Annotated in this window: 8 protein-coding genes; 3 read left to right on the forward strand and 5 right to left on the reverse strand. The window is 34.2% G+C overall.

The annotated features are described in order from the left end of the window. Positions 1 to 92: 92 nt before the first annotated feature. From C6368_RS11550 to C6368_RS11570, 5 genes are all read right to left on the reverse strand, one after another. Complete coding sequence (locus C6368_RS11550; RefSeq protein WP_159038573.1) at positions 93 to 2855, reverse strand: choice-of-anchor L domain-containing protein; 2763 nt, start codon at positions 2853 to 2855, stop codon at positions 93 to 95. Between the two features lie 193 nt (positions 2856 to 3048). Beyond that, positions 3049 to 4341 (reverse strand): phosphopyruvate hydratase, encoded by a 1293-nt coding sequence (gene eno / locus C6368_RS11555; protein WP_107039371.1) that lies wholly within the window; start codon positions 4339 to 4341, stop codon positions 3049 to 3051. Between the two features lie 45 nt (positions 4342 to 4386). Further along, positions 4387 to 5502: a glutamine-hydrolyzing carbamoyl-phosphate synthase small subunit gene (gene carA, locus C6368_RS11560; protein ID WP_199851630.1), complete on the reverse strand. Its 1116-nt coding sequence runs from the start codon at positions 5500 to 5502 to the stop codon at positions 4387 to 4389. 208 nt (positions 5503 to 5710) lie between these two features. Continuing rightward, the gene (locus tag C6368_RS11565) at positions 5711 to 7861 is read right to left on the reverse strand and encodes a protein-disulfide reductase DsbD family protein (protein WP_234369130.1); all 2151 of its coding nucleotides are present in this window, start codon (positions 7859 to 7861) and stop codon (positions 5711 to 5713) included. Between the two features lie 229 nt (positions 7862 to 8090). Next, the gene (locus C6368_RS11570) at positions 8091 to 8381 is read right to left on the reverse strand and encodes a hypothetical protein (protein WP_107039373.1); all 291 of its coding nucleotides are present in this window, start codon (positions 8379 to 8381) and stop codon (positions 8091 to 8093) included. Between the two features lie 204 nt (positions 8382 to 8585). Here C6368_RS11570 and C6368_RS11575 point away from each other — a divergent pair, with 204 nt between their 5' ends. The 3 genes from C6368_RS11575 to C6368_RS11585 all read left to right on the forward strand — a co-directional run bounded on the left by C6368_RS11575 (position 8586) and on the right by C6368_RS11585 (position 12419). Beyond that, positions 8586 to 10391, forward strand: a complete 1806-nt coding sequence (locus C6368_RS11575) for an AIR synthase related protein (RefSeq protein ID WP_107039374.1) — start codon at positions 8586 to 8588, stop codon at positions 10389 to 10391. 190 nt (positions 10392 to 10581) lie between these two features. Continuing rightward, the gene (trhO, locus tag C6368_RS11580; protein ID WP_107039375.1) at positions 10582 to 11667 is read left to right on the forward strand and encodes an oxygen-dependent tRNA uridine(34) hydroxylase TrhO; all 1086 of its coding nucleotides are present in this window, start codon (positions 10582 to 10584) and stop codon (positions 11665 to 11667) included. 374 nt (positions 11668 to 12041) lie between these two features. Beyond that, positions 12042 to 12419 carry a GxxExxY protein gene (locus tag C6368_RS11585; protein WP_107039376.1) on the forward strand — a complete coding sequence of 126 codons (378 nt, stop codon included), beginning with the start codon at positions 12042 to 12044 and terminating at the stop codon, positions 12417 to 12419. The last annotated feature ends 140 nt before the right edge of the window (positions 12420 to 12559 follow it).

Below are 12559 nucleotides of genomic sequence, written 5' to 3' on the forward strand. Positions count from 1 at the left end.
CATAATTTATAAAGGCGAATCTCAATTGAGATTCGCCTTTTTTGTTGACCTTACTTATAATATATAGATCTTCAACGAATTAGTATTTTTTTTTAATAAAGAACAGTTACCACGCCGTCCCATACATATTTTTCGTCATTTATTGCATTACTGGCTTTAATTTTCCAAATGTAAGTACCTGATTTCACTAATGAGCCTCCTACTCCATAGGTTCCATCCCATCCTACTTCAAGATCATGTGATTCCCAAACTTTTTCTCCCCAACGATTAAAAATTTCTATGGTCACATCTGTTTTATCAATCCCTTCAATAACAGCTTTCCAAGTTGGGTTGTTTTCGTCTCCATCAGGCGTAAAGGTGTTTGGAACAAAAATTAAAACTTCAGGAACAACCACTACTTCTTTGACTATTGTATCTCTACAACCATTTATTGTAATAGCAATTAACTCCACGTCATAAGTTCCAACTTCACCCTTAGGGAAAGTAATTTTAGGAGTTTCTAGTGTTGAAAAAGTAGGGTCTCCCTGTTCAAACAACCATTCATAAGCAAATGCCCCATCGCTATAATTTTGGAAATTCACCTCAGTATTCAGAATAGTCGCCGGTTTTGGGAAGTAAGTGAAATCTGCTTCAGGTTTTGGATAAACCGTTAACATATTATCAACTCGGGCAGAATCAATACAGCCATCAGGTGTAACAACTACCATTCTAACATCGTAAGAACCAGGCTCACTTATGAATACATTAATGGTATCATTATCTAGGAAGGTTTGTCCATCAGAAATATACCAATACGTCTCTTGCACTAAAGATGAATCAGTTTCATTAAACAAAACAAATTCAGCAGGTGTGCATATTTCTCCATCCACAACATCAAATTCGATAGGTGGAATAATAGCTACAACGACTTCAGAAATACTCGATTGAACTGTACTCTCACAATTATCACTAACAGTTACAGTGTAATCCGTGGTGACTGAAGGAGTAACATTATAAACATTACCATTCCCAACGTTTGGTCCATTCGTATTGGTCCAAGTGTAAGTATAAGGTCCTCCGTTTCCTCCTGTAGCCGTTGCGGTCACGTTAATGGATTCACCAGGACAAATTGTTTGTGAAGCTGAACTTGTCAATGTTATTGGAGGTAAGACATCAACAGTTATTGTTTCAGTTTGCGTTATACATCCATTACTAGATTCCGCAAAAACATCATAACTTGTTTGACCAGTTGGCAAAACCGCCTGTACAGGATTTAAATCTGCAGTATGACTCCAATTATAATCGAATGAAACGCCTCCTAAGGCATTGGCAAATAGGTTAGCAGTTCCATTTTCACAAACGATTGTATCATTGGAGGTTGAAATAGTTAGTTCTTCATAAATGACTACCATAGAATCAACCTTAATTAAAGCGCAAGAATCATTCGTTTCAGTAAAAAACATGGTATAAGTACCTGGTGTTACAAAAGTAACTCCCGGATCATCGACTAAATTATTTGGAGCAAAAGCAACGGTTCCAGGACCAGAATAAGTCCATTCAACTGGGTTTGTGGGAGTGGTGGAAGTCCCATCCAAAGTACCTACCCCACCACTACAGACTACAATATCTGCTCCGGCATCAGTAACCAAATCAGCGGGAGAATCTGCTATCCATATCTCTACTGTATTATAGGTAGTATCCCCACATTCATTTATATTAAAAGTAGAAAGAATTATATTCTCAGGACCTTCAGCAATTCCATCATCAACAGGTGCAATATCAAGGCAAAAAGAGGTGTCTCCTGGTAAAAGAATTATACTATCTCCTGAATTAGGAGCATTTAAAAAATTATAGTCTACTCCTAAAATTGCGGATCCACCCAAAGAATAATGAACAATAGCAGTATCTGTGCTAAGCGCTAAAGATCTTTCAAAACAAAAATTTCCTTGGTGACAGCTTTCTACAATTACAGAATCTGAAAAGCTAGAAGATGTGTTACTTGTGCTTAAATCAATAGTAGGTGTAGAAGCAAAAGAACCTGCTTTTAAGAATACTCCTGAGTCAAACCCAGTATCTGTAACGTTTGAAATTGCCAGCTTAATATGGTATGTTAGTCCACAAATAACCGTTGCATTTGCTGTTAGCTCAACTGTACTACCATTGTATGAGGTTGGAAGATTAGAAGAATTGTATACCGTGTTATATGCAGTAGTAAAATAAATTGCATCTGCAACCCAATTAGGATTTGCATTAACACAATTTTGATTAATATCGGCGTTTGTTCCCGCATTTACAGTATTTATTCCCACAGGAACGTTTGTTGAACCTGGGATAATTGCAATATTCTTTGCGTTATTTGTATAGGGACCTGTAATTCCAGGACCTGAAATAAAGAATCCAAAAACATCATTAAAATTTGAACAAGTAAAACTAGTGTATTCTAATGAGGAAAAAATATAACTAAAAGACAATGAATCTCCATCTGGAATAAAATCGAATTCAATTATGGTTCCATTGGTTATACTATTATTGGAAGTTGGGAATGGATTCGCAATAGCAGTTAAATCTGGATCAGTAATTCCTGGAGCATTACTAGTTTGCAACAGAACTCCTGCATTTAAAGGAAAAGCAGCTGTTCCATTAGTAAATTCCCTAACAGAATTTTGATTGTTATTTGCCAATACTGGACTTCCATTATAGGTAATATTTGATACCGAAACTCCACCTCCAAGTAAAGTATTGGTAATAGCACTTGCTGGTGAATTAATTGGAGTCGTTAATGTTAGTTGCGAAAAAACATTTGATCCACCCTGTATTAAAAAGAAAGACAGCAGAAAAAACAATGATTTTAGGGAGGTATTTTTTGCTTTATTCATTTTTTGATAAGTTTTATTTGTCGTGTACATGATGTGAGTGTATCAATTTTGTACTTAAACGGACCAAAAGAGAATAGAGTTGCCTTATTACATAGTATAATTTACATTCTTTAGTGAAAATTCAAGATTACTTAAAACAAAAAAGTTCCTCCTAGAAATCTAGGAAGAACTTTTAAGGCATTTTATAAAAAATTTATTTCTTTGAAATATACTTAAAATTCAAACCTGGATAGTAAGCACTATTACCTAATTCCTCTTCAATTCTAATCAATTGATTGTATTTTGCTGTTCTATCACTTCTAGAAGCTGAACCAGTTTTGATTTGACCACAACCCAAAGCAACCGCTAAATCTGCAATTGTTGTATCTTCAGTTTCTCCACTTCTGTGACTCATCACTGAGGTCATAGAGTTTTGAGTTGCCATTTGTACTGCTTCAATTGTTTCAGTTAAAGTACCAATTTGATTTACTTTAATTAGAATAGAATTTGCAGAACCTTCTTCAATTCCACGAGACAATCTTTTTGTGTTGGTTACAAACAAATCATCTCCTACCAATTGAACTTTATCTCCAATGGCATCATTCAACAATTTCCAACCACTCCAGTCGTCTTCATCTAAACCATCTTCGATAGATATAATAGGATATTTATCTGCCCAAACTTTCCAATATTCAACAAATTCTTCTGAAGTCATTTCTGAACCAGTAGATTCGAAAACATATTTTCCTGTTTCCTTGTTGTAGAATTCTGAACTAGCCGCGTCTAAAGCAATCCAAACGTCTTTTCCAGGAGTATAACCAGCTTTTGTAATTGCCTCTAATACAAATTCTATCGCTTCTTCGTTAGAACCTAAATTTGGTGCAAAACCTCCTTCATCCCCAACATTTGTAGAATATCCTTTTTCCTGTAAAACCTTTTTTAAATGGTGAAAAATCTCAGTACCCATTCTCAATCCTTCAGAAAATGATTTTGCTCCAAATGGCATCACCATAAATTCCTGAATGTCAATTTTATTATCTGCATGAGAACCACCATTCAGAATATTCATCATTGGAACAGGCATTGTCACTGCCCCTACTCCTCCAATATATTTGAATAAAGAAAGACCCGTACTCGCAGCTGCTGCTTTTGCGCAAGCTAAAGAAACACCTAAAATGGCATTTGCTCCAAGTTTACTTTTATTTTCAGTTCCATCAATATTAATTAACGCTTGATCTATTGCTTTTTGATTTAAAAGGTAAGCACCATTCAAGGCTTCGTTAATTACAGTATTTACATTTGCTACAGCATTTTCAACACCTTTTCCTAAATAGCGTTTTGGATCGTTATCACGTAATTCTACCGCCTCATGAACCCCAGTTGAAGCTCCAGATGGAACAGCTGCTCTTCCTAAGTGACCAGTATTTGTGTATACATCTACTTCTAAAGTAGGATTACCTCTTGAATCTAAAATTTGACGTGCAAAAATCTTAGCAATATAACTCATAGAATTAATTTTAGAATATTAGTTTACCGTTAGTTATCGGATTGATTATGATTGTTTGTATGTATCCATATTTGATATAAAATCATCAAAAAGATATCTTGAATCGTGAGGCCCAGCAGATGATTCCGGATGATATTGAACTGAAAAAACCAATTTATTTTTCAATGCAATTCCAGCTACCGTATTGTCATTCAAATGAGAATGTGTGATTTCAATATTTTCATTGTCTTCAGCACTCACTCTTGAAACAACAAAACCATGATTCTGACTTGTAATTTCTCCTCTGCCTGTTTTATGATTCAGGACAGGGTGATTTAAACCTCTATGCCCTTGGTGCATTTTCTCAGTTTCTAGACCTTGACTCGCCGCAATAATTTGGTGTCCCATACAAATTCCGAAAACAGGAATATCAGTATTGATAATATCTTTAACCAATTCATGAGAAGAAGTCATTACGGCTGGATCTCCAGGTCCGTTAGATAACATAAATCCGTTTGGTTGGTATGCTAACAGATCTTCAAGTGAAGAGCTCATTGGAAAAACTTTTACTTCACAATCGCGCTCATTTAAACATTTAGCGATATTTCTTTTAGAACCAAAATCTAAAAGCGCTACTTTATAATGACTTTTTCCAGTAGTAGAAGGAGAAACATAAGCTTCTTTCGTAGAAACCTTACTTGCTAATTCCAAACCTTCCATTGACGGAACGTTTTTTAATTCTTCAATTAAATCTTCAACCTTATCATCTTGATTAGAAGAAATTATAGCATTCATTGCTCCTTTAGAGCGGATGTAACGCACCAATGCACGTGTATCGATATCAGAGATACCTACTTTACCATCTCTTTCTAAAAATTCTTGAAGTGGAAGATCAGAAATTTCTCGTGAAGCTACTTCAGAAAACTTCTTAACTATAATTCCTGCACATTGAATATGGTCAGATTCGGATTCATCACCAGTGGTTCCGTAGTTACCTATGTGTGGTGAGGTCATTGTCACCAACTGTCCGAGGTAAGAAGGGTCTGTAAAAACCTCTTGGTAACCCGTCATTCCAGTGTTGAATGCTAATTCCCCAGCTGTTTTACCTATTTTCCCTATTGCTTTACCGTGAAAAGTAGTTCCGTCTTCTAAAACTAAAACTGCATTTGCTCGTTCAATCATCTCTATATAGTTTTGACAAAAGTAATATAATTATAATAAATAAACCTTCAAAAAATGAATAGAATCCTATACTTTTTACTCTTCGCTAACCTCACTTGTTGAGTCTAAATAACCTACCTTAAATCCAAGGTGAAATATACTTGAAAAGTCACAAAAGATAAAGCCCGCTTTTCACGGGCTTTTATCAATTAAACGAGTTAAATTCTATTTATTTTGACGCATTGTAACTTTCTAATCCTTCTTCCAGCCATCTTTTGAAATCAGATGGATTACTATGGTTTTCATAATCTGCAGGACCTACATTCAGATCTTCACCTGCCCCATTTTGAAAAATATAGTAAGGCTGAGCTGTTACTTGGTATTCAGAAACTTGTTTAAATGAGTTTTTATCACCCACCGTTTTCAAGTGCTTTTCTCTTCCATTTGGATAGGTAACAGTAATTTGTTCTTCTTCAGGCAAAGCCACACGCTCATCTACATACAATGAAACGATAACCACTTCATCTCTTAAAATTTCAAGAATTCCTGGTTCTCCCCAAACACTCTGTTCCATTTTTCTACAATTCACACAATTATGACCTGTAAAATCAACCATCAGTGGCTTATTCACTTTATTGGCATAAGCTAAAGCTTTATCGTGATCATGGAAAACCATAATATTCTGTGGTCCTAAATGTGTTCCTTCTATAAATTCTCCTTGACTAGCAGTTGTAATTCCACCACCACCAAAACCTAGAGGAGCTTCACTATAACTCATTGGTGGAGGGAAGGCACTAATTATTTTTAAAGGCGCACCCCATAACCCTGGGATTAAGTAAATAACAAATATCACCACTGTTGTCCCAAAAAGAGTTCTACCTACAGATAGTTTTTCCATTGGACTATCATGAGGTAATCTCAGTTTTCCAAATAAATACATAGCCAACACAAGGAATATTCCTATCCAAATTGCTAAGAAAACTTCTCTTTCTAAGAAATGCCATTGCAATGCTAAATCTGCATTTGACAAGAATTTAAATGCAAGCGCTAATTCTAGGAATCCCAAAACGACTTTTACAGAATTCAACCATCCTCCTGATTTTGGTAGTGTATTCATCCAACCTGGAAAAGCTGCGAACAAAGCAAATGGCAAAGCTAAAGCTAATGAAAAACCAAACATCCCTACAAAAGGGGCTAATCCCCCTTCAGACGCTGCCTGCACTAATAAGATCCCAACAATTGGCCCCGTGCATGAGAAGGAAACCAAAGCCAAAGCTAATGCCATAAAGAAAATACCTATAAAACCACCTTTATCCGCTTTAGAATCTGCTTTATTTGCCCAAGAACTAGGCAATCCAATCTCAAACGCTCCCATAAAAGAGATAGCAAAAACTACCAATAAAACGAAGAAAACAATGTTAAAAACCGGATCGGTAGACATTTTATTTAGGGAGTCGGCTCCAAAGATGGCGGTTACTAACAAACCAAGAACAATATAAATTACAATAATGGAAATTCCATATTTTATAGCATTGTTAATCCCTTGTTTTTTCGTCTTACTTTGTTTCGTAAAGAAACTAACTGTCATAGGAATCATTGGAAAAACGCAAGGAGTAACCAGAGCAATCAAACCACTGACAAAAGAAACACCAAATATCCACCATAAAGAACGACCTGTTGGGTCACTTTTACTTTGCTTCTTTCCTTCATCAGCTGTAACAACTAAAGTTTTCTCTGAATCGCTGTTATCAATATCATCTTTACTATTTACAACTGCAGAATTTTGCTCATCATTTGACTCAGTATTAGCACCGGTTTCTTCTGACTCTCCAGGTTCAACTGGATCTAGGTCCGAAGCTTTAAGTAATCCATCATCTGCCTTTTCCACCTTTATTTCACAACCTTTAACCTTAACAGTAAAGACCTCTTCGAAAGGAAACAAACATTTTACTGAATCACAGGGTTGGAAACCAAAGTCAAGTTTCAAATCAAAATCCTTATCACTTGTAATTTTAATCTTTTGTTTTAATGTGAAAGTTCCTTCATGATAGCGTAAACTCTCTTTAGAAACTTTATCGAATTTCTCAATTGGTTTGGGTTCGATAACCTTTCCTACTTTTTTATAATTTGTAGACTCATGAATTTTAAAAGTTGTTGGAATCCCAAAATTATCCGCCGGAAGATTCAAAGCATTAATATGCCAATGTTCATCCACCTTAAACTCACCAATAATTTCAGCATCACAGCCAGTTTGTTTTACCTTGAAACTCCATTCCACTTTATCCTCCGGGTATTCTGCCTGAGAAAAACTATAGAAACTGAAAACAATCATTAAAAGTAGGCTTATCGATTTCATCATAATATTGTATATAAAATTCATCTTGAGTGTTAACTCTTTGTATTAAAATTATAAAATGTTCTGTATTTTAAATGTCTTATTTCTAGATAAAAAATTTTGAATATTGCAAAAATCTAAATCTTAAATAATCAAGTCTACAAATTATTAAAAAAAAGCACGACATTAGTCGTGCTTCAAATTTAATCAAACTCTTTAGATAAAAGCCTAGATTTATAATATCATTATTGTATTCCTAAAACATCTTTCTGCCCTAAAGAAAAACTATTTTATGAATATTGGCTATAGGCATCCACATTCCACCTTTTAAACAAATATAATTCAAACCCGTAGCCCATATCGTGGTTTCCACTTGTTTAATTGCTTCATCATCTTCAAAAATGATTGCCACTTTTCCGTGGTGTAAGTTTCCCAATTTTGTTGCCTCCATTAAGTTCCCCATCAGACCATCTTGTTGTTTAATCTTAGCGTTTTTATCAAACCTTAATCCTGGAATAGATTCTTTATCAACCAATTGAGGTTTTTCTTTTAATATATCTTGCATGGTCTTAATTTTAAAATGTTAGAAAAATTACTATTAATTATTATTACATCCAAGAAAATGCAAATATTTAATTAAAAAAAACAATTACACAATCTAAATCTATAACTGTTGAACCTTTTAGATTAAATAGAATAATTGCTAAAAAATTATAATAGAAAATAAAGCAATTGCTAAATCAGTATTTTAGCCATAGAAACAGAAATTATGGAAAATACAATTTTACGTGAAGGGACAGAAAAAGACGCTAAAAAAAATGGCTTATCATTAGAAGATTATGACTTCTTAAATAATAGCTTTGGAAGAACACCCACTTTTGCAGAAATAGTTATTTATAGCGCTATTTTATCCGATCACAAATCATTTAAAATAGCAGATAATATACTTAAATCAATTCCCAAAACAGACAGTGATGAAAAATATTTTAGCCTTGGTGATGGAAATACGTATGAAATAAAAGTAGAACCTAACTATCTTAATAAGATACTAAACCAACCTAAGAACAATAAAAAACTAGCTCAAATGAATTTACTTCGTTTCGGCAGCATAGAAAACGATTCAACGCTAAAATCATTGAAAGAGATAATTAAAGAAATTAGCGATTCTTTAAATAACTCCGAGACAACTATATTTGAAGCAGATTTATTTTTTGATGAATCTTTCAATAAAAATAGCATAGTAAACACTTTTTCAATAAGTTTAATTGATTCAAAAAAATCTAATTCTAAAAGCAAGACCGAAAATTCTTTTGATTTTATATCAGGAAATATTACGATGGTAATTGCGGAAAAATTAAAAATAAATTTAACTGAAATTCGCAAAGAAATAAATAATCAGGAAATAAGCTTTTTTCTAAAAGACCAATTAATTGCACGTTTCCCTTATTCAACAATAGAAAAAGAAATAACCCAAGCAAACCTAATAGAAGCTTCAGAGCCTGAATATTTCAAGAAAAATAAAAGTTATAATATTCAAGACATTCCTGAACCAACCAACCTAAAGGAAGTTGCTACTTTCTTATTAAAAAACCCAAACAACGCTTCAAGAAGATGGATTAACAAACAATTCAATTCTACGAAATTACCCGTTGGAAACACCTCAAAATCTCCAACCGACGCAGGAATTATTGCACTTAAAGACTCTACAAACGCTTTGGCGATGACAATCAGTGGTAATTCTAGATACGTAAAATCCGATCCGCATATCGGCACTTCTATAGCGGTGGCTGAAGCAGCGAGAAATATTATTTGTTCTGGGGGTGAGCCAATAGTAATTGCAACATGTTTAAATTTTGAACATTTAAATAATTCAGAATCCTTATGGCAATTTGAAAATACGGTAGAAGGCCTAAAAGTGGCAAGCGATAAATTTCAAATTCCAATAGCAGATACAAATCTTTCATTTCAAAAGACAGAAGGGAATGATCGTTCTTCAACATCCTCCTCAACTACTCCAGCGATTGGAATGCTTGGATTGCTAACTGATAAAAACAAAAGTATTTCATACGATTTTAAACACAAAGGTGATTTAATTTTCATTCTTGGTGAAGCGGTAGAATGCATTAGTAGTTCAGAATACTTAAATGCGTATCATGGAGTGAAAAAATCTCCAGCTCCATATTTCAATATTGAAAAAGAATTAGAGTTACACAAAGTTCTAAAGTCTATAATCTCGGAAGGTTTGATAAATGCAGCTCATGATTGTTCGAAAGATGGTGTTTTTATAGCATTAACTGAAATGGCGATGCCCAATGAACTTGGGTATGACATTGTAACAGATGCAGAAATTCGTGAAGATGCTTTTCTATTTGGAGAAGCAGCTGGAAGAGTCATTATTGGCGTCAGTGAAGATAGCGAAGATCAGTTCATTGATTTCATGCTTAATACAAATGTCAACTTCACGCTTTTAGGTCATGTTACTCAAGGAAAACTGGTGATAGATGACGACCATTATGGATTTATACAAGAAGCGAAAAAGACTTATAATTCGGCTTTAGAGTCACTAATTGGTTAATGGTTTTACTTTAAAAACAGATGGAATTAATTGAAGAGCGTTTAGAATAACTTTCTGAACGCTTTCACTTTTAGTTTATAACAATAAAACACAACTTCTCGGTTACTGACAATAATCATAAATCCAATTCCCTACTTTTTCTTCTAAAAGCTTATATTTGCAAAATCTTTAATCATAAAATAAACATAGCATGCAACTGTGGAATAAATTGAGTAAGGAGGAGTTGGTGGAAAAGCTAAAAGAACGTGGAACAAAATTCGTTACCGTTTCTTTTTATCAATATGCTTCTATTCCTAACCCTCAAGTTTTTAGAGACCACCTCTTTCAAATGTGGTCAAACCTTGGAACCGTAGGAAGAACCTACGTTGCAACAGAAGGAATTAATGCACAAATAGGTGTACCAGCTGACAAATTCGAGCAGTTTAAAGAAGAATTGTATCAGATTTCATTCTTAAATAAAATCAGACTAAACATAGCAGTTGACGAAACGGAAGCAGAATTTCCATTCTTAAAATTGAAAATCAAAATCCGTAATAAAATTCTAGCGGATGGTTTAAATGATGAGAGTTTTGATGTTACAAATAAAGGAAAACATCTTAAAGCTACTGAATTTAATAATTTAATCGATGACCCGAATACTATTTTGATTGACATGCGTAATCATTACGAAACGGAAGTTGGTCATTTCAAAGGAGCAATTACTCCTGATGTAGACACTTTCCGTGAGTCTTTACCAATCATTGAAGATGAAATTTTATCAGGAAATGAAGATAAAAACATCGTAATGTATTGTACAGGTGGAATCCGTTGTGAAAAAGCTTCAGCATGGTATAAACACCGCGGATTTAAGAATGTACATCAATTGGAAGGTGGTATTATTAAATACGCCAACGATTGTACAGACAATGGAATAGAGAATAAATTCATTGGGAAGAACTTCGTTTTTGATGAAAGACGTGGTGAAAGAATCACGGATGACATAATTTCTGTTTGCCATCAATGTGGAGACCCTGCAGACACTCATACAAACTGTGAAAACGATGCTTGTCATTTACTTTTCATTCAGTGTGAAAATTGTAAAGAAAAAATGCAGAATTGCTGCTCAACAGAATGTCAAGAGATCTACAATCTTCCGTTAGAAGAGCAAAAAGCCTTAAGAAAAGGATTAGAGAACAGCAATAAGATTTTTAAGAAAGGGAGGTCTGAGAAGTTGAAGTTTAAAGGAAATAATAAGAAGCCGATTCGTATAGCTGAGGCGATTAAGGTGGAGAAGTAAAATATAAATTTCGAAAAAAACTACAACCAAGACCACGAGGGCATCTTGTGCTATCGTGACGTTTAATATTTCGCGGAGTTTCGCTATGTTTTGGCTAAGTTTCGTAGAAGTTGATTGTGGGATTTTTCTTACGCAAAGATGCGCTATGTTTTCGCTAAGTTGCGCAAAGAGTTTGGTCAGGAGATTTTTTTGTTACGCAAAGATCCGCAGTGGACCGCAAAGTTTCGCAGAGGGGATTCTTGAGTTAAAGTTACTCCAAAACTTAAGACGTTGAATTACAAAAGCCTAGCACACTCCAATAATAGTATTTTTTTAAACCTTGTTATTCAACATTTTTATTTATCTTAGGTAGTAACTTAAAAACCTAAATCAAAATGAATGAAAATGAAATCTCCTCGATTATAATTGGTTGTGCAATAGAAGTACATAACAATTTAGGACCTGGCTTACTAGAATCAGCTTATCAACAATGTTTAATATATGAGCTTGAGAAAATTGGACTAGAAGTTGAGAAAGAGGTAAAAATGCCAATTACCTATAAAGAAATCAAAATAAATCAAGGTTACCGTATCGATCTACTCGTTGAGAAAAAAGTAGTTATTGAACTAAAATCCGTTGATTCTATAATTGATGTTCATTACGCCCCATTGCTAACCTACCTAAAACTTGGGAAATACAAACTAGGACTTCTTTTAAACTTTAAAACTAAACTAATGAAACACGGAATTAGAAGAATGGTCAATAATTTATAGCAAATACCTCCTTCAACCCAAGATAATCAATAAAACCCAGTATACGCCTACCAAAACACAACTCGAACCAAACCTCAGTTCATCTCTGAGAAACTCTGCGAAGTCTTTGCGTAATTCTTATTGAAAACTCCCCGTTCTTT

This window comes from Brumimicrobium mesophilum (assembly GCF_003025005.1).
GTDB classification, from domain to species: Bacteria; Bacteroidota; Bacteroidia; order Flavobacteriales_D; family Crocinitomicaceae; genus Brumimicrobium; species Brumimicrobium mesophilum.